Raw genomic sequence first — 21,820 nt, 5'->3', positions numbered from 1 at the left:
ATTTTCGCATGGCCACCGTCAAGGTCGACAAGAGCAATTTCCAGACCGATGTGCTTGACGCCAAGGAGCCGGTCGTCGTCGATTTCTGGGCGGAATGGTGCGGCCCGTGCAAGATGATCGCGCCGGCGCTGGAAGACATCGCCATCGAACTCGGCAGCAAGGTCAAGATCGCCAAGCTCAACATCGACGAGAATCCCGAGCTGGCCGCGCAGTTCGGCGTGCGCTCGATCCCGACGCTGATGATCTTCAAGGGCGGCGAAATGGCCGACATGAAGGTCGGCGCCGCGCCGAAGACGGCGCTGTCGCACTGGATCAACGGCAATCTCGCCTGATCCGGCAGTAATTTCGCAATCATGCCCGGCCTCGCGCCGGGCTTTTTCGTAGCGTCATCTAGGCGCGTGTCCTCCTGGACGCGCGAAGGACGCTGTAGCACTTGATCTGACCCAGAAGATCGAATCGGATTTTCTGGGTCATGCGGCTGGTCCGCCCTGGCACTCGCCATTTGCCGGCCCATGTTCTTGTCTGGCTTGAAGCAGGAGAACGACATGACCGGATCCGCCAAGGCCACCGTTTTCATCGACAATGAGCGTGTCATCGTCACCGAATACCGCTTCGCGCCGGGCGACAATACCGGCTGGCACCGCCATGGCCATGACTATGTCATCGTGCCGCTGATGGACGGTAAGCTCAAGCTCCTGACCAAGGAGGGCGAATCCTTCGCCGAAATGAAGAAGGGGGCGCCCTATTTCCGCAAGGAGGGCGTCGAGCATGACGTCATCAACGCCAATGAAGGCGAGTATGCCTTCATCGAGATCGAGCTGAAGTAATCCACCAAGGCCGTCTCAGCCCGCCATAGGCCGGAAGCGCGGTCACCAATCCGCGATACGATGGCCTCCGACGAATTGTGCACTTTTCTCAGTATATTCAAACAGTTCTATCTTCACATCATTAGGATCGCGAATCCATGCCTGGTAGGTATCATCGCACGCGTGTTTCTTTGAAGTGACGTCAACGCCTTTCGACCTTACGTGGGCGATCGCGGCATCAATGTTTTCCACTTCGAGGCAGAAGTGGTTGATCTGGTTCAAGTCGCTATAGCTGGCCCCATCTTTCCGGAACACCTCGATGTGGCTGCGGCTGCCGCAATTGAGGTAAAAACCCAAAATCTTGCCGTCGCGCAGGAAGTTGAACTGGGTGTCCATGCCGAGGACGTCCCGATAGAAGCTTCGCGTCGCCTCGAGGTCATTCGCGAAGATGCAAACGTGAGCGAGCTGCTTTACCTTGATCATGACTGGCTCCTCGCGGTGATCTGACGAAGTCCGGGTCATCGTGCCCCGGTGAACACGCGCCTCAAACCGGCGGCGTGCCGTTTTCGGCCAGCACCGCGCCGGCCAGATAGAGCGAGCCGCTGATCAGGATGCGCGGCGGCGGTCCGTCCCACGTGTCGCGCAGCAGCATCAGCGCATTGGCGACGGAGCTCACTGGTTCGGCCGACAGGCCGGCCTCCACGGCGCGGATCGCCAGTTCGTCATTCGGCACGCTGGCCTCGCTGAGGCTCACCGGCACCGTGTAGACATGCCGCACCAGGCCCTTGAAGGCGCGGAAATAGCCGCTCTGGTCCTTGGTGTTGATCATGCCGCAGATCAGCAACAGCGGCCGCGGGTTCTTTTCCTCCTGCTCGGCAAGTGCTTCAGCGACGACCGCGCCGGCGCCCGGATTGTGGCCGCCGTCGAGCCAGATGTCGGCTCCCTTCGGCGCCAGTTCCGTCAGCCTGCCTTGCGCCAATTTCTGCATCCGCCCCGGCCAGGTGACATTGTGCATCGCCTTGTCGGCGACGCGATGGCTGATCTCGAAGCCTGCCGCCTTGACCGCCGCAATCGCCGCCGCCGCATTGGCGAACTGGTGGCGCCCTGGCAGCCGCGGTGGCGACAGGTCCATCAGCCCGTCTTCGTCCTGATAAACCATCCGGCCGTTTTCCTCGAAGGCGAGGAAATCCTGGCCATAGACGAAGGCGGGACAGTCGAGCCGCTCGGCGGTTTCGACAAGCACCTGAAGCGCCGTTTCGCTCTCCTGCGCGCCGATGACCACCGGGCAACCGCCCTTGATGATGCCGGCCTTTTCGGCGGCGATCAGTTCGACACGGTCACCGAGAAAGGATTCGTGGTCGAGCGAAACCGGCATGATCACCGACACTGCCGGTTCTTTGATGACGTTGGTGGCATCAAAGCGGCCGCCAAGGCCGACCTCGATGATGACGGCATCTGCCGGATGTTCGGAAAACAGCAGGAAGGTGACGGCGGTGAGGATCTCGAAGACGGTGATCTTCTGGCCTTCATTGGCCTTGGCGACGCGGGCGATGGCATCGGCGAAAACCTCGTCCTCGACCAGCCTGCCGCCGCCGTCGGCGGCCAGCCGGTAGCGCTCATGCCAGTTCACCAGATGTGGCGATGTGTGGACATGGACGCGGAAGCCGGCCTCTTCGAGCAGCGCCCGCGAAAACGCGGCGCAGGAGCCCTTGCCGTTGGTGCCGGCGATGTGGATGACCGGCGGCAGATGGTCCTGCGGATTGCCAAGCCGCTCCAGCAGCCGCGAAATGCGGTCGAGCGAAAGATCGAAGCCCTTCGGATGAAGCGACATCAGGCTTTCGATTTCGCGGTCGGCGGCAAGCGTGGTCATGGCAGAATCCTAGCGCATGACCCCGAAAATCGAAATCGATTTCCGGAAAGGATCATGCGTGAAATCAAGATGCTACAGCGCCACGGATGGCGCGCAATCGCGGTTCGCGACGACGGATGTCGCGTCAGGCTTGCGGGCGTGCTTCCGCCGGGACCGCCACCGGCGGCAGGATTTCCGGTTCCAGCGGCTTTTCTTCTTCCGGCAGCTTGAGCAGCATTTTCAGGAGCCGCGCGATCGTCTGGCGCATCTCCAGCCGCGACACCACCATGTCGACCATACCGTGCTCCATCAGATATTCGGATCGCTGGAAGCCATCGGGCAGCTTTTCCCGGATGGTCTGCTCGATGACGCGCGGCCCGGCAAAGCCGATCAGCGCGCCGGGCTCGGCGATGTGCAAGTCGCCCAGCATGGCATAGGAGGCGGTAACGCCGCCGGTGGTCGGGTTGGTCAGGACGACGATATAGGGAAGACCGGCCTCCTTCAGCCGATCGACGCCGACCGTGGTTCTCGGCAATTGCATCAGCGACAGGATGCCTTCCTGCATGCGGGCGCCACCGGAGGCCGCGAACAGGATCAGCGGCCGCTTGCGTTGCAACGCGACCTCGAAGCCACGAACGATGGCTTCACCGGCGGCCATGCCGAGCGAGCCGCCCATGAAGGCGAAGTCCTGCACGGTCACCACCACCGGCAGGCCTTCGACGGTCCCCAGCGCATTGATGATCGCGTCGTCCAGCCCGGTCTTGGCCTTGGCGTCCTTCAGCCTGTCGGTATAGCGCTTCTCGTCACGAAATTTCAGCGGGTCCTGCACCACCTTGGGATTTTCGAGCGTCTCGTACTTGCCGTCGTCCATGAAGAATCTCAGCCGTTCCTTGGCCGAGATCTTCATGTGATGGCCGGAGGACGGGATGACGAACTGGTTCTGCTCCAGGTCCTTGTGGAAGACCATCTCGCCGGTCTCCGGATCCTTGATCCAGAGGTTTTCAGGCATGTCGGTGCGCCGGCCGAGCATCGAATTGATCTTCGGGCGAACGTAGTTGGTGATCCAGTTCATCGCTTCGGCTCCTGTCCTGACGAAGAGTTAGACCATGATCCCGAAAAGTGGAAACCGGTTTTAGACGGAGATCATGGTCAACCAGAAGATCAAGACTATTCGGCGGCAGCAAGGCGGGCCGCACGCACGCCTTGCGAAAGCCCGCTGACCAGCGTGGCGACCGCCTCGGCCGGGTCGGCGGTCTTTTCGCCCTTCGGCCCCAGAACATTGGCGACCGCATTGACGATCGCGGTGCCGACGACGACGCCGTCGGCCGACGCCCCGATGATGCGTGCCTGCTCGGCGGTCTTGACGCCGAAGCCGACGCAGACCGGCAGGTCGGTATGGCCCTTGATGCGCCCGACCGCCGCCGCCACCTTGCCGGTGTCGGCAAGTGCCGAGCCGGTGATGCCGGTCATCGACACATAATAGACGAAGCCGGAGGTGTTCTGCAGCACCTTGGGAAGGCGCTTGTCGTCGGTGGTCGGCGTCGCCAGCCGGATGAAATTGATGCCAGCCCTCAGTGCCGGAATGCAAAGCTCCTCATCCATTTCAGGCGGCAGGTCGACGACGATCAGCCCATCTATGCCGCTGGCCAGCGCATCCCTGAGGAAGCGGTCGACGCCGTGAATGTAGATCGGATTGTAGTAGCCCATCAAAACGATCGGGGTTTCATTGTCGGTAGCGCGAAACTCCGACGCCATCTTCAGCGTCTTGACCAGCGTCTGTCCACCTTTCAGCGCGCGCAGGCCGGCCGCCTGGATCGCCGGGCCGTCGGCCATCGGATCGGAAAACGGCATGCCCATTTCGATGATGTCGGCGCCTGCTTTGGGCAGCGCCTTCATGATCGACAAAGCGGTGTCGTAGTCAGGGTCGCCGCTCATGAAATAGGTGACAAGCGCCGGGCGGCCTTCGGCCTTCAGCTTGGCCATGCGGCGGTCGATGCGGGTGGTCATGATCAGATCTCCATGCCCAGCATATTGGCCACCGTATGCACGTCCTTGTCGCCGCGGCCGGACAGGTTGACGATGACGATCTGGTCCTTGTCCATGGCTGGCACGATCTTCACCGCATGCGCGATGGCATGTGCGGATTCGAGCGCCGGAATGATGCCTTCGACGCGCGTCGTCAGCTGGAACGCCTCCAGCGCCTCGTCGTCGAGAATAGGCACATAGTCGACACGGCCACTGTCGCGCAGCCACGAATGCTCCGGCCCGACGCCCGGATAATCGAGGCCGGCCGAGATCGAATGCCCGTCCATGATCTGCCCGTCGGCATTCTGCAGCAGATAGGTGCGGTTGCCGTGCAGCACGCCGGGCGCGCCGGCATTCATCGAGGCGCAATGCTCGATACCGTCGAGGCCGCGGCCGCCGGCCTCGATGCCGATGATCTTTACGCTGCGGTCGTCGAGGAACGGGTGAAAAAGGCCGATGGCGTTGGAGCCGCCGCCGACGGCGGCGATGATCGTGTCCGGCAGCCGGCCTTCCTGCTCGAGGATCTGGGCGCGCGCCTCGATGCCGATTACCGACTGGAAGTCGCGCACCAACTCCGGATAGGGGTGCGGGCCGGCGGCGGTGCCGATCAGGTAGTAGGTATCCTCGACATTGGTCACCCAATCCCGGAGAGCTTCGTTCATGGCGTCCTTGAGCGTGCCGTGGCCAGCGCTCACCGGCCGCACCTCGGCGCCGAGCAGCTTCATGCGGAAGACGTTCGGGCTTTGCCGGGCGACGTCGGTGGCGCCCATATAGACGACGCAAGGAAAGCCGAAACGCGCCGCCACCGTGGCCGACGCCACGCCGTGCTGGCCTGCGCCGGTCTCGGCGATGATGCGTTTCTTGCCCATGCGCTTGGCCAGCAGGATCTGGCCGAGGCAGTTGTTGATCTTGTGCGAGCCGGTGTGGTTCAGATCCTCCCGCTTGAAATAAACTTTTGCGCCGCCTCCGAGGCCTTTCGCGGAGGAAACCTCGCGAAGATGCCTGGTCAGGCCTTCGGCGAAATAAAGCTTCGACGGCCGCCCGGCATAGTGGGTCGAAAGGTCAGTCAATTCGGCCTTGAAGTCCGGATCGTCCTTGACCTCGTTCCAGTGCCGCTCGAGGTCGAGGATCAGCGGCATCAGTGTTTCGGCAACGAAACGACCGCCGAAGATACCGAACATGCCCTGCTCATCGGGTCCAGTGCGGAAGGAATTGGGTATCGCCGGCTTGTTCATCGCCGATCTCCTACTTCATGTGTTGGAGCTTGTCCTGTCGGAACACCGGTTTTCCTGGTTTCCGAGACATGCTCCGGGTTCTATCTTTCAGGCTGCGCTTGTATCCCGCGCGGCTCTGACGGCCCGGAAAAACTGTTCGATCAGCGCCGGATCCTTGACGCCCGGCGCGCTTTCCACGCCCGAGGAAATGTCTAATCCGGGCGGGTCGGCAAGCCGAAGGGCATCGCCGATATTGGCGGCGTTGAGCCCACCGGAAAGCATGTAATCGACGCCTGCGTCAAGGCCGGCCAGAACGCGCCAGTCGAAGGCAATGCCGTTGCCACCCGGCAGTTCCGAACCTTTCGGCGGCTTGGCGTCGAACAGGAAACGGTCGGCAATGCCGACGAAGGGTCTTATGCGCTCCAGATCGACAGCCTCGCTGACCGGCAGCGCCTTCATCACCGGCAGGCCATAGCGGGCCTTGATTTCGGTCACCCGCTCGGGTGTTTCCGACCCATGCAGCTGCAGCATGTCGGGATGCATTTTTTCGACGATTTCATCCAGGAACGCGTCGCCGGCATCGGCCGTCACGGCAACCGCCTTGGCCTTGCCGATTGCCGCTTCGCGCAAGCGGCCGGCTTCCGCCGGCTCGACATAGCGCGGGCTTTTGGCAAAGAAAATAAAGCCGACATGGCTGGCGCCGCCGGCCAATGCCGCGGCCAACGTCTTGTCGGTCTTCAATCCGCATATCTTGATGTCGAGCGCCATGGCGCGGGATTGGCACGAAACGGCAAAAGAGTCGAGAAAAAGCATCCTGTTTGCCGGCGTTGGGAATAGCCCTAGTTTCAATGGATGGATGAAGGCGGGAGCAAACCATGACGGACAAGACGGTTACAGAGCTCAGGCAGAAGGTCGCGCAGGCGCGCGAGGTCATCGCTCATTTGATGGACAAGGCCGCCTTCAACGGCGCCGAGGCACACCGCGCGCTCGACTATTTCAGCAGCGACGCATTCAAGAAGGACTTCTTGCCATGGCCGCGCCAAACCGACGAAGGCTTGCGGCCGGAGGAGTTGAACGCGGCGAATGACGATTGAGCGGCAGTGCAGAACCTAGCGATGCCGGCAGGAACCGGTGAATAGTGAATAGTGAATAGTGAATAGTGAATAGTGAATAGTGAATAGTGAATAGTGAATAGTGAATAGTGAATAGTGAAGGAGGGGTGCTCTCACTACTCACTACCATTCACTACTCACTACCATTCACCATTCACTATTCACACAGGGGGCGGCGTCGCTACAGTTTTATTCCGCACCCTACTCGAACATGATCGCTTGCAGCGCGCCGCCATTGCGCTTGAGCCAATCCTTGCAGCGCTCGGTGTCGGGGCAGAGCTGCTCGCACAGTTTCCAAAATTTCGGGCCGTGGTTCATCTCCTTGAGATGCGCCACTTCATGCGCGACGAGGTAGTTTATGACCGGTCGCGGCGCCATCATGATGCGCCAGGAGAACGATAGGTTGCCGTCCGACGTGCATGACCCCCAGCGGCTCGACGTGTCCTTGAAGCGGATTGCCTTGGCGCGCTTGCCGACCGCCCCGGTATGCTTGACCACCAGCGCCTCGATCTCGCGCTTGGCTTCGCGCTTGAGGAAATCGGCGATACGGCGCGGCAGGTGCACGCGGTCGCCATGCACGATCATCAGCGGACCGCGCTCATCACGCGACAGCGTGACCGTCCCGCGTTTCGAAGGCTCATGAACGATGCGGTGCGGCACGCCGCGCACCGGTATCTTGATGCCGGGCCGCACCTGCGGCCGGTTGGGCACCTTGGCCAGCCGCTGCTCCAGCCAGTCCTGATGGCGGTCGAGGAATTTTTCCACCTCGCCTCGCCGCAGGCCCGGTGGCACGGTGATGCGCAGGCCCCGGCCACCGGAATCGATGCGCAGCGTCAATCGCCGCGCCCGGTCGCTCTCGACGATCTTGAGCGGCAGCGTTCGGCCGGCAACACAATGCTCTCGCTCCACGACGGGGGCGGGCCTGGGTTTGGTCAGGTTGCGGAAGAAGCCGAATGACATGGCCGGGACGATACGTGATTCGAGGAAAACGAATAGAACAAAAAAGAAACGGCGCCGCTGACGCGACGCCGTTTTTGATATTTATGTCAGGGCAAGTGCCTTACTCGTCAAGTAGGCCTGGCGTGGAATTGCCACCTCCGGTTGTGGGGCCGCCGGTTGTGGGCGACGTCGACTTGTTGCGGTTCGCCATGAAGCGGTCGAACTCTTCCTGGTCCTTGGCGCGACGCAATTCCCTGGCGTATTCGTCGAACTCGCTCAGCATCTCGTCGAGCTTGCGGCGCTCTTCATTGAGCCGCTCGAGTTCTTTTTCGCGCCAGTCGTCGAAAGCGACGTTGCCGGTGCGGGCGGAGCCGTGGCCCCAGCGCGCCGCTTTGTCGGAACCGCGGCGGCAGCCGGCGAAGATGCCGTCGGTCGCGCGGTTGACGTCGCGCTTGAAGCCGTCAAGCCGGTCGCCCCAGATGATGTAGGCGAGCATGGCGAGGCCGAGCGGCCAGAACACCATGAAGCCGATCACCATCAGAGCGATGGTCGCCGGCGTCCAGGCCGGACGGATCAATGCAGATGTGTTCATTTTCTCCCAATCCTTCAGTTGGAGACAGCCAATCCCGGCTGCGTGGATTCGAAATGGGATGAGAAAAACGGCGATTCAAGACAATGTCGGCCAAAACCGGACAAGCATTTGAAATGCTTACCGCTTTTTGAGCGTTTCAAGGAAAAGAACGACCAGGCCCGCAATCAGCCCCCAGAACGCGGCGCCGACGCCGAACAGCGTCAGCCCCGAAGCGGTGACGGCAAAGGTGACGGTAGCGGCCATGCGCTCGCCGTCTTCCGTCAAGGCGATCGCCAGCGCGTTGGCGAGCGGCGCCATCAGCGCCAGTCCTGCAACCAGCACGATCAGGCTCTGCGGCAGCACGGCGAAGATCGCCACCAGCGAGGCGCCGAAAATGGCGAAGACGAGATAGGCAAGCGCATAGAAGGGACCGGTCTTCCAGCGCTCGCCCGGATCGGGATGGACGTCAGGGCCGGTGCAGATCGCCGCCGAGATCGCCGCCAGGTTGGTGGTCGAGGCCCCGAATGGTGCCGACAGCAGCGAAAGCAGACCGGTGACGCCGATCAGCGGGCCGGGATCCGGGTGATAGCCCGCTGCCCTCAGCACGGCGAGGCCGGATAGATTCTGCGAGGCCATGGTGACCAGATAAAGCGGCAGCGTCAGGCCGACGATCGCAGTGACGGTGAACTGCGGCGCAATCAGCGTCAAAGTCGAAAGTTCCGGGGTCGGCAGACCACCGACCCGGCCGGTGAGGAAAGCGGCAGCGCCGCCGCCGATCAGCACCGCCAGCACCGAGAGCGCCGGATTGAACAGGCGGATGACAAAGAAGGCGGCGATCAGCGGCAGGATCAGCCACGGGTCGACGGGAATCGCCTTCACCGCATTGATGGCGAAGGTGACGACGATGCCGGCGAGCATCCCCGACGCGACCGAGGCCGGTATCCTGGCGATCAGCTTGGTCAAAGGCCTGAACAGGCCGGTGGCAATCAGCAAAATCCCGGTGACGATGAAGGCGCCGACGGCCTCGCCGATCGAAAAGCCGCTCGATGCCGCGATCAGCGCCACCCCCGGCGTCGACCATGCGGCGATGACCGGCATCCTGGTGCGCCACGACAGCCACAGGCTCTCGATCGCCATGGCGAGGCAGATCGCCGTCACCCAGCTCGCGGTTTCGACCTGCGTCGCGCCGACCGCCTTGGCAGCGGCGATGACGATGGCCAACGTGCCGCCGAAGCCGACGATCGCTGCGACGAAGGCGGATACCGGAATGGAAATGCGCATGTCCTAGCCTGCCTGCCGCACCATGGCGTCGACCGCCCGCACCAGCATGTCGAGATCCTGGGGCCGCGACAGGCGGTGGTCGCCGTCGGGGATCAGCGACAGTGTGACGTCGTCGGCCGGCAGCAGGCCGACCAGTTTAAGCGCATGGCTCGGCGGCACGTCGGCATCGGCGAGCCCCTGCAATATGTGGACGGGGCAGTGGGTGTCGATCGGCCCGGTCAGCACCCGGTTGTTGCGGCCGTCCTCGATCAGCGCTCGGGTGTAGATGTAAGGTTCGGTCGAATAATCCGACGGCTCCTCGAAAAAACCTTTTTTTGCAAGATCGCGCTTCTGCGCTTTGGTCAGCGCCGGCTCGACCAACTCGGCGGTGAAATCCGGTGCCGGCGCCAGAAGCACCAGGCCGGCGATGCGGTTCTCGCCTGGCTGGTGCAATTCCTGGCGCAATTCCTGGACCATGCGCAGCGCGATCCATGCGCCCATCGAGGAGCCGACCAGGATTTGCCTGCCTTGCGTGAAATGGCGGAAGACGGCGAGGCTTTGCGAAAGCCAGTTCGAGACGGTGCCGTCGGCAAAGGCGCCGCCCGATTCGCCGTGACCGGAATAGTCGTGGCGCAGGAAAGCCCGGCCTTGCCCGCTCGCCCATTGCGCCAGCGCCTCGGCTTTGGTGCCCAGCATGTCCGACTTGTAGCCGCCGAGCCAGACAATGCCTGGCGCGGCACCCGCAGCGCGCCTGACAGCGATGCTGGTTCCGTCGACCTCGAGAAAAACCGGTGCGGTCAAGGCTCACTCCTCACCCAGGTCTTTTGACACAGCGGACGGCTCAACGAAAAGTGCTCGGCAACTTTCTTCGTTTGGTGCAGGCAGAAGTCAGGGAACAGGTGATTTCCTGTGAGCGCTGTGCTATTGACTCCGGCCGCGCGCTCACCACATTGGCGCGTTCGCAATTCTGAATTGAAAACCCTGAACGAAACGGCTCAAGGAGACCACGACCATTCGCAGACCTTTCAAAGCAACGGCGCCCACCAAGGATGGCCCGCGCTCCAACCGTGACATCCGGGTTCCCCGGGTGCAGCTTATCGACGCCGAAGGCCACAACCACGGCGATGTCTCCATCAACGACGCATTGCTGCTCGCCGAAGAGGCTGGGCTCGATCTGGTCGAGATATCGCCCAACGCAGTGCCGCCCGTCGTAAAAATTCTCGATCTCGGCAAGCTGAAATACGCCAACCAGAAGAAGGCGGCCGAGGCGCGCAAGAACCAGAAGGTCATCGAGATCAAAGAGATCAAGATGCGCCCGAACATCGACAGCCATGACTACGAGACCAAGATGAAAGCGGTCCGGCGGTTTTTCGAGGAAGGTGACAAGGTCAAGCTGACATTGCGCTTTCGCGGCCGCGAGATGGCGCATATGGAACTCGGCATGCAGCTTCTGAACAAGGTTCGCGAGGAAGTGGCACCCATCGCCAAGGTCGAAGCCGAACCGAAGCTCGAAGGCCGCCAGATGATGATGGTGCTGGCGCCCCGCTAAAGTGATTCCGCTAAAGCGGTCCCGTCACAGCAAAGGCCGCTTCGGCGGCCTTTTGTTTGTTTTTGTCTTCGCCATGATTTCTCCGCAAGTTGCATCGACAAGGAGTCCGGTTGCCGGTCCTCGCGGCGAAAGGATTGTCCATGGCCGCTGCGGCACGTTCTCCGATTGAAAGATCGTTCGACGAAATGGGCCGCTATCAGCGGCGCCGGCGAGTCCTGCTGGCGCTGCTGATCGGTGCTTTTTGCGCTTTGCTGATCTTCGGCGGCTCCACGCACGATGAATTAGGCCACGAACGCATAGAGGGGCAGTACGGCAGTGCCCTGATACTGATCGGGATCGGCGGTCGGCTCTGGTCGATCCTCTATATCGGCGGCCGCAAATCGGCCGAACTGGTTGCTACCGGCCCATATTCGGTGATGCGCAACCCGCTGTATTTTTTCTCCACCGTAGCGGCCGCCGGTATCGGCGCCCAGACCGGCAGCGTGATCGTCTCGATGGCGTCGGCTGTTTTATGCGCGGCCGCGTTCTACGTCGTCACGCTGCGCGAGGAACGGCATTTGACGACCGTGCTCGGGGCGCCGTACAAGGACTACATCGCACGGGTGCCGCGGTTTTTTCCCAATCCCCGGCTTTATCGCGATCAGGCCGAGGTCACCTTCACACCGCGCATTTTTAATCACACGCTGCGCGACGGCTTGATGTTCGTGGCTTCCGTACCGTTTTTCGAACTCATCGAGTCCGGACAGGAAAGCGGCGTGATTCCCGTCCTCTTCTGGCTGTATTGAGCTGCGGATGCCGGCAAAAGAGGCGACATGCATTAAATCCGCCTGAATCATCCTGCAGAGGCGTCCCGGCGACCGGCGGGCGCCCGTTTTCTTGGCCAGACGCGCTGCGATCGCTGGCGAAATTCCTCGACGATCGGATTCCCGACATGCTCAATGAAGTTAAGTCGGCGCGGGCCGAACAAGCGCAGGCCAGGCGTGCGCTGGGCAGGTACCAGCACGCGCGCAGGATGGTGCTTGCCGCCCTCGTGGTCGTCATGTTCGCAGCGCTGCTGTTTGGCCAGTCTGCCTTTCCTCCCGAAAGCGTGCCGCACGAAACGATCGAAATGGTCGGGGTCCTGCTGATCTTTCTCGGCATCGCCGGGCGCTTGTGGTCGACGCTCTATATCGGCGGACGCAAATCCTCCGAGGTGGTTACCGGCGGACCCTATTCGATCACCCGCAATCCGCTCTATGTCTTCTCCTCGATAGCTGCCGCCGGCGTCGGCGCGCAGATGGGCTCGATCACTGCGGCGATCGGCCTCGCGGTGATTTGCGCCGCCGCCTTTCATGTCGTCATCCTGCGCGAAGAGACGTTCCTGAAGGAGACCTTCGGAACTCCATTCCAGGCCTATATGGCGCGAGTGCCGCGCTTTTTCCCGAAGCTTTCGCTGTATCAGGAAGGCGACACCGGCAGCTTCAAGCCGCGCCTGCTGCGGACGACGCTGCTGGACGGACTGTTGTTCCTCGTCGCCATTCCGTTTTTCGAATCGATCGACGGCGCCCAGCAATCAGGCATACTGCCGGTGCTGTTCCGTTTCCCATAGGCCCAGGTGTGTCGGCACAAGGTGTGTCGGAACGGGTGTTGCACGCCGGCCCGCTTTGACGTATAGCACCGCCGTTCCCAAAAACCGCCCGGCAGGGCATGCCGTGGCGGTTTCATTTGCTTTTCGGGCTTTGGTCGGCCTGAAGCGAACAAAAAGCGCGATGATGCGCACATAAACGGAGTAGCAAAATGCCCAAGATGAAGACCAAGTCAGCCGCCAAGAAGCGGTTCAAGATCACAGGTACGGGTAAAGTCCTGTCGGCCGCGGCCGGCAAGCGTCACGGCATGATCAAGCGTTCCAACAAGTTCATTCGAAATGCCCGCGGCACGATGGTTCTGGCTGAACCGGATGGCAAGAAGGTCATCAAGAATTTTCTGCCGAACGGCCTCTAAGGCATTCGGTCTGGACACGCATTTGTTTTACGCAATTCCGAACGGAAAGCCGCTAGGCATTTTTCCTGGAATTGCTTTTAAGGAGATCATGACATGGCACGCGTAAAAAGAGGCGTCACTTCGCACGCCAAGCACAAGAAGGTCCTGAAAGCCGCCAAAGGTTTCTACGGCCGCCGCAAGAACACCATTCGCATCGCCAAGCAGGCGGTGGAAAAGTCGCTGCAGTATGCCTACCGCGACCGCAAGAACCGCAAGCGTTCGTTCCGCGCTCTGTGGATCCAGCGCATCAATGCCGCGACCCACGAGCATGGCCTGACCTATGGCCGGTTCATCGACGGTCTCAACAAGGCCGGCATCGAGATCGATCGCAAGGTCCTGTCGGACATGGCCATCCACGAGCCGCAGGCATTTGCCGCACTTGTGGCCAAGGCCAAGGTCGCGCTCGAGTACCTCAAGAACACCACGCCGAACGCTTTTGAAAGCGCTGTAGCTTAACCAGCGCCTTCCCAAGCACTTCGACACTTGATTTGGGAAACCCGCGCTGGCAGGGCTGGCGCGGGTTTTTCTTTGTGACGCGATGTAGGTCAGCGATGACTTAATCTTTGAACTGGTAGCTGCGATGAACATCACTTTAAACGACCGGAATATCGACGCCCTCGAAACTGCGTTGATGGCGGAGATTGCGGGTGCGGCGGATGAGCACGAGATCGAAGCCGTTCGCATCTCGGCGCTGGGCAAAAAAGGCTCGGTCTCGGAGTTGTTGAAATCGCTGGGAGGGATATCGCAGGAACAGCGTCAAATTTTTGGCCCCGAGGTCAACGGTCTCAAGAACCGCATCACCGAGGCGCTTAACGCGCGCCGCGCCGAGCTGAAGGACGTAGCGATCGCGGCACGTCTCGCGGCGGAAAAGGTCGACGTCACGCTGCCGGTGCGGCAATCGCCGGCCGAGCGCGGCCGCATCCACCCGATCAGCCAGGTCAGCGACGAGATTGCCGCGATCTTCGGCGACCTCGGCTTTGCCATCGCCGAAGGTCCCGATATCGAGACCGATTACTACAATTTCACCGCGCTGAATTTCCCGGAAGGCCATCCGGCGCGGGAGATGCATGACACCTTCTTTTTCCAGCCGGACGAGAAGGGCGAGCGCAAGCTTTTGCGCACCCACACCTCGCCGGTGCAGATCCGCACCATGGAGGTGCAGAAGCCGCCGATCCGCATCGTCATTCCCGGAAAAACCTACCGCCAGGATTCCGATGCCACGCACTCGCCGATGTTCCATCAGGTCGAAGGGCTGGTGATCGACAGATCAGCCAACGTCGCCAACATGAAATGGGTGCTGGAGGAGTTCTGCAAGGCCTTCTTCGAGGTCCGCCAAGTCAAGATGCGCTTCCGGCCGAGCTTCTTCCCGTTTACCGAACCCAGCATGGAGGTCGACATCCAGTGCGACCGTTCGCGGCCGGGCGAGGTGCGCTTCGGCGAAGGCTCCGACTGGATGGAAATTCTCGGCTGCGGCATGGTCCACCCCACTGTGCTGCGATATGGCGGGCTCGATCCCGACGAGTATCAGGGCTTTGCCTGGGGCATGGGTATCGATCGCATCGCCATGCTGAAGTACGGCATGCCGGACCTGCGCGCCTTCTTCGACGCCGATGTGCGCTGGCTGTCGCATTACGGCTTCCGGCCGCTCGACATGCCGACGCTGTTCGCAGGCTTGAGCGCATGACGGCGGCCCACACCGGCGGCTGCCGCTGCGGCGCCGTGCGGTTCGAGGCTTCGGCCGAACCGCACCATGTCAGCTATTGCCATTGCGGCGATTGCCGGCGGGCCAGCGGCGCCCCGGTGTCGGCCTTCGTCGGCTTCATCACCGAGCAGGTCGCCTTCACGGGCAGGGCGCTGAAGATGTTCGAGAACGGGCCGGTGACGCGCTCCTTTTGCGGCATCTGCGGCTCGCCGATCGCCTATGTCGACGAGCGGCTGGCCGACCACATCTATTTCATGCTCGGCGCCATGGACATGCCGGCCTATTTCAAGCCGACGCACCACGCGCATGTGCGCGAGCAGCTGCCCTTCCTGCACATGCCGGACGACTTGCCACGCCATTTGAAGACCAGCGTGCCCAGACCATCAGACGGAACACAGTCATGAAACTCACCCTCTCCTGGCTCAAGGATCACCTAGAGACCGATGCCTCGCTCAACGAGATCGTCGAGCGGCTGACCTCAATCGGCCTCGAGGTCGAGCATGTCGACGACAGGTCGAGCCTGAAGCCCTTCGTCATAGCCAGGGTGCTGACGGCGGAGCAGCATCCCGATGCCGACCGGCTGCGCGTGCTGACCGTCGATACCGGCGACGGCAAGGCCCCAGTGCAGGTTGTATGTGGAGCGCCGAACGCCCGCGCCGGCCTGATCGGCGCCTTTGCAGCACCCGGTACCTATATTCCGGGCATCGACGTGACGCTGACGGTCGGCAAGATCAGGGGTGTCGAAAGCCATGGCATGATGTGCTCCGAGCGCGAGCTCGAGCTTTCGGAAGAGCATGACGGCATCATCGATCTGCCCGCCGATGCGCCGGTCGGCACCAGCTTCGCCGCCTATGCCCATCTCGACGATCCGGTCATAGAGATCAATTTGACGCCGAACCGTCCGGATGCGACCAGCGTCTACGGCATTGCCCGCGATCTTGCGGCGAGCGGGCTCGGCCGCCTCGTCGGCGGTGCGATCATGCCGCATGCTGGCAGCGGCATGTGCCCGGTGAAGGTGACGATCGAAGCCCCTGAGCTCTGCCCCGGCTTCGCCCTGAGATTGGTGAAAGGCGTGAACAACGGTCCGTCGCCGAAATGGCTGCAGCAGCGGCTGATCGCCATTGGGCTGAGGCCGATCAGCGCGCTGGTCGATATCACCAACTATGTCACTTTCGACCGCGGCCGGCCGCTGCATGTGTTCGACGCTAACAAGGTCGCCGGCAACCTTACCGTGCGCCGGGCGCGTGACGGTGAAAAGGTGCAGGCGCTTGACGGCCGTGAGTACACGCTGACGCCTGACATGTGCGTGATAGCAGACCAGGACGGCGTCGAGTCGATCGCCGGCATCATGGGCGGCGAGCATTCCGGCTGCGACGAGAACACCACCGACGTGCTGATCGAATCGGCGCTTTGGGATCCGATCACCACGGCCCGCACCGGCAGGATGCTCGGCATCATCAGCGATGCGCGCTACCGGTTCGAGCGCGGCGTCGACCCTGAATTCATGGTTCCCGGCGTGGAGCTGGCGACCAAGCTGGTGCTGGATTTCTGCGGCGGCACGCCGACCGAAACCGAAGTCGTCGGCTATGCCGGTCACACGCCGAAGATCGTTTCCTTCCCGCTGTCGGAAGTGAAGCGGCTGACCGGCATCGAGGTGCCCAGGGACGAGAGTCTCGCCATTCTTGTCCGCCTCGGTTTCAAGCCGCAAGGCACGAGCGATGTCGTCAATGTGGCGGTGCCGTCCTGGCGGCCGGATGTCGACGGCAAGGCCGATCTGGTCGAGGAGGTCATGCGCATCCATGGCGTCGACAACATCGCCCCGCAGCCGCTCGGCGCGCATGATGCCGTCAACGCCAAGATCCTGACTGTCCTGCAGGTCCGCACCCGCGCCGCCAAGCGGGCGCTGGCGGTGCGCGGCATGATGGAGGCGGTCACCTGGTCGTTCATTGCGGCAAAACATGCCGAACTGTTCGGCGGCGGCCAGACCGCACTCAAGCTCGCCAATCCGATCGCGGCCGACATGTCCGACATGCGGCCGTCGCTGCTGCCGGGCCTGATCGCCGCCGCCCAGCGCAATGCCGACAGGGGCATCGGCGATGTCGCGCTGTTCGAAGTGTCGGGCACCTATGAGGGCGATGCGGCCGACCAGCAGCGGCGCGTCGCCGCCGGCGTGCGGCGCGGCACGGCCAGGCTCGAAGGCTCCGGTCGTCATTGGGCGGGCAATGCCGGTCCGGTCGGCGTGTTCGACGCCAAGGCCGACGCGATCGCAGCACTCGAAGCCTGCGGCGCGCCGGTCGAGCGGCTGCAGATCGAGGCCGCCGGCCCGGCCTGGTATCATCCCGGCCGCTCCGGCACGATCAAGCTCGGGCCGAAGGTCATTTTGGGCACGTTCGGCGAGTTCCACCCGAAGACGCTGGAGGAACTGGACGTCTCCGGGCCGCTCTGCGGCTTCGAAGTATTCGTCGATGCCGTGCCCGAGCCGAAGGCCAAGCCGACGCGGACAAAACCGAGACTGGAGCTATCCGCCTTCCAGGCGGTCAAGCGCGATTTCGCCTTCGTCGTCGACAAGGCGGTCGAAGCCGGCACGCTGACCCGCGCAGCACTTGCCGCCGACAGGAAACTGATCACCAACGTCTCGGTCTTCGATGTGTTCGAAGGGGCGTCACTCGGCGTGGCCAAGAAATCGATCGCCATCGAAGTGTCGATCCAGCCGGTCGAAAAGACGCTGACCGACGAGGACTTCGAGGCGCTGGCAAAGCGCATCGTCGAGAATGTGCACAAGCAGACCGGCGGCGTGCTCAGAGCGTGACGGGTTGCGGGCACATGGCGATTACTGTTGTGCCATGGTGAGTCTAGTATTCTCCGCAGACGTTGGCGGCCAACGTCTCGCAATTTGCACCGCGCGGCGGCGACTTCGACATTACGCTGACCGGCAAGCCGGAATAACTTCCCAGGATTGACTAAGGCGCTGATCGAGCACCAGTCTCCAATTGGCTTTTTCGCCGATTTCGGGCAAACCTCCATTCCTGCAATCGAGAGGGAGAAGCCTGATGTTCCGATGGGGTGTTTTGTCGACGGCCAAGATCGGCCGCGAGCATCTTTTGCCTGCAATGGTCGAGGCGGAGAACGGCGTGCTGTCGGCGATCGCCAGCCGCGATCCGTCGAAAGCCCGCGCCCTGGCCGACCGTTTCGGTGCCCCCCATGCCTTCGGTTCCTATGACGAGCTGCTCGCATCTGGGGATGTCGACGGCGTCTACATCCCGCTGCCGACCGCGCAGCATGTCGAATGGACGGCCAAGGCGATCGAGGCCGGCAAGCATGTTCTGGTCGAAAAGCCGCTGGCGCTCGATGCCAAGGACATTCCGCCGCTGATCAAGCTGCGCGACGCCAAAAACGTGCTGGTCTGCGAAGCCTTCATGGTCGTCTACCATCCGCAATGGATCAAGGTGAGCGAGCTGATCGCCAACGGCGCCATCGGCCGGCTGCGCCATGTCCAGGGCGCGTTCTCCTACTACAATGTCGATCCCAAGAACATGCGCAACCAGCTCGACCTCGGCGGCGGCGCGCTGCCCGACATCGGCGTCTACCCGACGGTGTCGACGCGCTTTTCGACGGGCAAGGAGCCGCTGCGCGTCCAAGCGACGATCGAGCGCGACAAGACATTCGGCACCGACATCTACTCCTCGATCCGCGCCGATTTCGGCGACTTCGAATTGTCGTTCTATCTGTCGACGCAGATGGCGGCGCGGCAGGTGATGGTGTTCCACGGCGAGAAGGGCTTCATAGAGGTGCTTTCGCCGTTCAACGCCGGAATTTACGACCACCATCGCATCGAGCTGCACAACCAGAACCACAGCGAGGCGCAAGTGTTCCGCTTCCCCGGCATGCAGCAGTACCGGCTGGAGGTCGAGGCCTTCGCGCGGGCGGCACAGGGCGGCACCGACCGCGTCTTCACGCTGGAAGAGTCCGTGCTCAACCAGAAGGTCATCGACGCCATATTCCGCGCCGGCGAGAAGGAAGGCTGGGAGACGGTCTGACAATTCGTCAAAGCCGGGGAGGAAAGCCGGGGGGAGACAATGGCTGACGATGCGGATGTGATCATTGTCGGCGCCGGCCTTGCCGGGCTCGTCGCCGCGGCCGAACTGGCCGAGGCCGGCAAGAAGACCATCGTTGTCGACCAGGAGCCTGAACAGTCGTTCGGCGGCCAGGCGTTCTGGTCGCTTGGCGGCATCTTCCTTGTCGATTCGCCCGAGCAGCGGCGCATGCGCATCCGCGATTCGCATGATCTGGCGCTCGAGGACTGGCTTGGCACCGCCGCCTTCGACCGTGCGGAAGATTTTTGGCCGCGCCGCTGGGCCGAGGCCTATGTCGGCTTCGCCGCCGGCGAGAAGCGCTCCTGGCTGATGCAGCGGGGCATGAAGTTCTTCCCAATCGTCGGCTGGGCCGAGCGCGGCGGCGGCAACGCCGTCGGCCACGGCAATTCGGTGCCGCGCTTCCACGTCACCTGGGGCACCGGGCCGGGCGTGCTCGAGCCGTTCGTGCAGCGCGTGCGCGAGGCCGAGAAAAGCGGGCTGGTCAGCTTCAGATTCCGCCACCGCGTCAACGAACTGACGCGGACGGACGGCGTCGTCGACGGCGTGCGCGGCGACACATTTGGCGCCGAGCGATGCCGAGCGCGGCCGCAAGAGTTCGCGCGACGTTGCCGGCGATTTCGAGTTCAAGGCGCAAGCGGTCATCGTCGCTTCCGGCGGCATCGGCGGCAATGCCGAGCTTGTCCGCAAGAACTGGCCGCAGCGGCTCGGCATGCCGCCCAGGCGCATGATCACCGGCGTTCCCGATCATGTCGACGGCCGCATGCTGGCGATCACCGAACAGGCCGGCGGCAGCACCATCAACCGCGACCGCATGTGGCACTATGTCGAAGGCATCAGGAACTGGGCGCCGCTCTGGAGCGACCATGCAATCCGCATCCTGCCCGGCCCGTCGTCGCTGTGGCTCGACGCCCGCGGCAAGCGCCTGCCGGTGCCGCTCTATCCCGGCTTCGACACGCTGGCCACGCTCAGCCACATCATGAAAACCGGCTTCGACTATTCCTGGTTCATCCTGACCAAAAAAATCATCCGGAAGGAGTTCGCGTTGTCGGGCTCCGAGCAGAACCCCGACCTCACCGGAAAAAGCTGGCGCCAGGTGCTCGGCCGCGCCACATCAGGCGTCCCCGGTCCGGTGAAAGCGTTCATGGACAAGGGCGAGGATTTCATCCTGATTTGCCGGCGCTGGTCGCCCGCATGAACGCGCTTGTCGGCGGCGAGCCGCTGCTTGAGCTGGCGCAGGTCGAGCGCGAAATCCACGCTCGTGACCGGCAGCTCGACAATCCGTTCTGCAAGGACATGCAGATCACCGCCTTGCGCGGCGCCCGCGCCTATCTCGGCGACCGGCTAATCCGCTCGGCTAAGCCGCACAAGATGCTCGATCCTGCCAATGGGCCGCTGATCGCGGTCAGGCTCAACATACTGACCCGCAAGACGCTGGGCGGCTTGCAGACCGATCTCGACAGCCGTGTCCTGGGTGTCGATGGCCAGCCGGTCGAGGGATTGTACGCGGTCGGCGAAGCCGCCGGTTTCGGCGGCGGCGGCATGCATGGCTATGCGGCGCTGGAAGGGACGTTTCTTGGCGGCTGCATTTTTTCAGGCCGCAGCGCCGGCCGCGCGGGCAGTGGGGTAGGACCCTCACCAGATCCATTCGCCCCGTCCCAGAGCCGACACCGCGTCGACGATCCGGGTAAAGCTCGAGCGCGCTCGACCGACCGTGTGCCGGGCTCTGAGATAACTATGCACCAGCCCTGGCTCTTCCAACCAGAAGGCGTGGCCGTCTGCCGCGACGACGCGGTCGCGATAGGCCTCGCCGTCTGACGACAGCGGGTCGCATTGGGCGGTGATCAGCACGGTCGGCGGCAGATTGGCAAAATCGGCGTCGGCCAGCGGCGACAGCGTGAGGTCGCCGGTGCGGTCCTCGCCGGTCCTGATATTCGTGTAGAAATCGAGATCGCGCACCGTCAGCATCGGCGCTTCGGCATGGGTCACGTAAGAACCCTGCGATCGGTCGCCGCCAAGGCTGGGATAGATCAGCACCTGGCCGATCGGTCTTCGTGCATGGCCGCGCGTCGCATGGCTGACCGCGGCGGCAAGGTTGCCGCCGGCGCTGTCGCCGCAAAGCAGGATCGGGCGCTTGTAGGTTGTCGCCGCCCATTCGAAGGCGCTGATGGCATCGTCGAAGCCGGCCGGATGCAGATGTTCCGGCGCCAGCCGGTAGTCGACCGAAACCAGCTCATAGCCGGTGCGGCTGCAAAGCTCGGCGCAGAGGTCGTCATGGCTGTCGAGCCCGCCTAGGATAAAACCGCCGCCATGGAAATAAAGCACCATCGCCGCCGCTTCCGGCGCGGGTGTGCGGTAGATGCGGATCGGGATGGGATGCGAGGGCGTGGCAATGGCGGTGGTTTCCGCCGTAACATTGTCTGGGTGGCCGGCAGAGAACTCACGGCACATGCGGTCGTAGATGTCGCGCTGCCGATCGATCGTGTAGTCGATCGCATCAGGCGGATAATAGGAATTGGTCCGCTCGATGAAGGCCCAGGTCTCGGCGTCGATGAGTTTTTTGTAGTCGGTCATGAGCGCTGAAAGTGTTCTGACGACAGCGCCTGAGCACCCCTCTCTGGCCTGGCCTCTTTGCCAAAACTTGGCATCTCCCCCTCAAGGGGGGAGATTGGCAGCTTCGGCC

Annotated in this window: 23 protein-coding genes and 1 pseudogene; 13 read left to right on the top strand and 11 right to left on the bottom strand. The window is 62.7% G+C overall.

All coding sequences use genetic code 11. The features are described 5' to 3' along the window. The first annotated feature begins 8 nt into the window (after positions 1–8). Entirely contained in the window at positions 9–332 is a 324-nt protein-coding gene (trxA, locus tag NMG80_RS00650; protein ID WP_027152031.1) for a thioredoxin, read from the top strand. A gap of 213 nt (positions 333–545) precedes the next feature. Beyond that, a complete protein-coding gene (locus tag NMG80_RS00645) occupies positions 546–827 on the top strand; it encodes a cupin domain-containing protein (RefSeq protein ID WP_254016336.1) in 282 nt (93 codons plus the stop codon). 42 nt (positions 828–869) lie between these two features. Here NMG80_RS00645 and NMG80_RS00640 read toward each other — a convergent pair whose 3' ends face one another. The 6 genes from NMG80_RS00640 to NMG80_RS00615 form a co-directional block, all read right to left on the bottom strand. Continuing rightward, on the bottom strand, positions 870–1,289 hold the full coding sequence (locus NMG80_RS00640; RefSeq protein ID WP_254016335.1) for a VOC family protein: 420 nt from the start codon (positions 1,287–1,289) through the stop codon (positions 870–872). A gap of 61 nt (positions 1,290–1,350) precedes the next feature. Next, on the bottom strand, positions 1,351–2,676 hold the full coding sequence (locus NMG80_RS00635; RefSeq protein WP_254016334.1) for a bifunctional folylpolyglutamate synthase/dihydrofolate synthase: 1,326 nt from the start codon (positions 2,674–2,676) through the stop codon (positions 1,351–1,353). Positions 2,677–2,800: 124 nt separating this feature from the next. Further along, complete coding sequence (accD, locus tag NMG80_RS00630) at positions 2,801–3,727, bottom strand: acetyl-CoA carboxylase, carboxyltransferase subunit beta (protein WP_254016333.1); 927 nt, start codon at positions 3,725–3,727, stop codon at positions 2,801–2,803. Positions 3,728–3,822: 95 nt separating this feature from the next. Further along, entirely contained in the window at positions 3,823–4,662 is an 840-nt protein-coding gene (gene trpA / locus NMG80_RS00625) for a tryptophan synthase subunit alpha (RefSeq protein ID WP_254016332.1), read from the bottom strand. 2 nt (positions 4,663–4,664) lie between these two features. Beyond that, entirely contained in the window at positions 4,665–5,915 is a 1,251-nt protein-coding gene (trpB, locus tag NMG80_RS00620; protein ID WP_254016331.1) for a tryptophan synthase subunit beta, read from the bottom strand. Positions 5,916–6,002: 87 nt separating this feature from the next. After that, the gene (locus NMG80_RS00615; RefSeq protein ID WP_254016372.1) at positions 6,003–6,662 is read right to left on the bottom strand and encodes a phosphoribosylanthranilate isomerase; all 660 of its coding nucleotides are present in this window, start codon (positions 6,660–6,662) and stop codon (positions 6,003–6,005) included. 107 nt (positions 6,663–6,769) lie between these two features. On the opposite strand from NMG80_RS00615, the gene NMG80_RS00610 reads away from it, so the two are divergent. Further along, positions 6,770–6,988: a hypothetical protein gene (locus NMG80_RS00610; RefSeq protein WP_254016330.1), complete on the top strand. Its 219-nt coding sequence runs from the start codon at positions 6,770–6,772 to the stop codon at positions 6,986–6,988. 219 nt (positions 6,989–7,207) lie between these two features. Here the strand turns inward: NMG80_RS00610 and NMG80_RS00605 are convergent, their stop codons facing one another. The 4 genes from NMG80_RS00605 to NMG80_RS00590 form a co-directional block, all read right to left on the bottom strand. After that, positions 7,208–7,966, bottom strand: coding sequence for a M48 family metallopeptidase (locus tag NMG80_RS00605; protein WP_029347461.1), 759 nt, complete (start codon positions 7,964–7,966; stop codon positions 7,208–7,210). Positions 7,967–8,066: 100 nt separating this feature from the next. Next, the gene (locus NMG80_RS00600) at positions 8,067–8,537 is read right to left on the bottom strand and encodes a DUF2852 domain-containing protein (protein WP_254016329.1); all 471 of its coding nucleotides are present in this window, start codon (positions 8,535–8,537) and stop codon (positions 8,067–8,069) included. A gap of 117 nt (positions 8,538–8,654) precedes the next feature. Then, positions 8,655–9,797, bottom strand: a complete 1,143-nt coding sequence (locus NMG80_RS00595; protein ID WP_254016328.1) for a benzoate/H(+) symporter BenE family transporter — start codon at positions 9,795–9,797, stop codon at positions 8,655–8,657. Positions 9,798–9,800: 3 nt separating this feature from the next. Beyond that, the gene (locus NMG80_RS00590) at positions 9,801–10,577 is read right to left on the bottom strand and encodes an alpha/beta hydrolase (protein WP_254016327.1); all 777 of its coding nucleotides are present in this window, start codon (positions 10,575–10,577) and stop codon (positions 9,801–9,803) included. Positions 10,578–10,788: 211 nt separating this feature from the next. On the opposite strand from NMG80_RS00590, the gene infC reads away from it, so the two are divergent. The 10 genes and pseudogenes from infC to NMG80_RS00540 form a co-directional block, all read left to right on the top strand. Then, a complete protein-coding gene (gene infC, locus NMG80_RS00585; protein ID WP_254016371.1) occupies positions 10,789–11,325 on the top strand; it encodes a translation initiation factor IF-3 in 537 nt (178 codons plus the stop codon). Positions 11,326–11,465: 140 nt separating this feature from the next. Continuing rightward, on the top strand, positions 11,466–12,110 hold the full coding sequence (locus NMG80_RS00580) for a methyltransferase family protein (RefSeq protein ID WP_254016326.1): 645 nt from the start codon (positions 11,466–11,468) through the stop codon (positions 12,108–12,110). 146 nt (positions 12,111–12,256) lie between these two features. Further along, on the top strand, positions 12,257–12,913 hold the full coding sequence (locus NMG80_RS00575; protein ID WP_254016325.1) for a methyltransferase family protein: 657 nt from the start codon (positions 12,257–12,259) through the stop codon (positions 12,911–12,913). Positions 12,914–13,101: 188 nt separating this feature from the next. Further along, positions 13,102–13,305, top strand: a complete 204-nt coding sequence (rpmI, locus tag NMG80_RS00570; RefSeq protein ID WP_006201248.1) for a 50S ribosomal protein L35 — start codon at positions 13,102–13,104, stop codon at positions 13,303–13,305. A 93-nt stretch (positions 13,306–13,398) separates the two neighbouring features. Then, positions 13,399–13,800 carry a 50S ribosomal protein L20 gene (gene rplT, locus NMG80_RS00565; RefSeq protein ID WP_023796882.1) on the top strand — a complete coding sequence of 134 codons (402 nt, stop codon included), beginning with the start codon at positions 13,399–13,401 and terminating at the stop codon, positions 13,798–13,800. A gap of 124 nt (positions 13,801–13,924) precedes the next feature. Next, positions 13,925–15,028, top strand: coding sequence for a phenylalanine--tRNA ligase subunit alpha (pheS, locus tag NMG80_RS00560; protein WP_254016324.1), 1,104 nt, complete (start codon positions 13,925–13,927; stop codon positions 15,026–15,028). Next, on the top strand, positions 15,025–15,450 hold the full coding sequence (locus NMG80_RS00555) for a GFA family protein (protein WP_254016323.1): 426 nt from the start codon (positions 15,025–15,027) through the stop codon (positions 15,448–15,450). Before pheS ends, NMG80_RS00555 begins: the two co-directional genes overlap by 4 nt. Next, positions 15,447–17,855: a phenylalanine--tRNA ligase subunit beta gene (gene pheT / locus NMG80_RS00550; RefSeq protein ID WP_254016322.1), complete on the top strand. Its 2,409-nt coding sequence runs from the start codon at positions 15,447–15,449 to the stop codon at positions 17,853–17,855. The genes NMG80_RS00555 and pheT overlap by 4 nt, the downstream gene beginning before the upstream one ends. Positions 17,856–18,096: 241 nt before the next feature. Then, complete coding sequence (locus NMG80_RS00545; protein WP_254016321.1) at positions 18,097–19,083, top strand: Gfo/Idh/MocA family protein; 987 nt, start codon at positions 18,097–18,099, stop codon at positions 19,081–19,083. 39 nt (positions 19,084–19,122) lie between these two features. Next, positions 19,123–20,760: pseudogene (locus tag NMG80_RS00540) on the top strand (FAD-binding dehydrogenase); the annotation flags it as partial. A gap of 12 nt (positions 20,761–20,772) precedes the next feature. Here NMG80_RS00540 and NMG80_RS00535 read toward each other — a convergent pair. Next, positions 20,773–21,711: an alpha/beta hydrolase gene (locus tag NMG80_RS00535; RefSeq protein ID WP_254016320.1), complete on the bottom strand. Its 939-nt coding sequence runs from the start codon at positions 21,709–21,711 to the stop codon at positions 20,773–20,775. Positions 21,712–21,820 lie beyond the last annotated feature (109 nt).

Source organism: Mesorhizobium escarrei, from assembly GCF_935825525.1.
GTDB classification, from domain to species: domain Bacteria; phylum Pseudomonadota; class Alphaproteobacteria; order Rhizobiales; family Rhizobiaceae; genus Mesorhizobium; species Mesorhizobium escarrei.
Note: the sequence above shows the minus strand (reverse complement) of the source record. Positions and strands in the feature narration are given on the sequence as shown.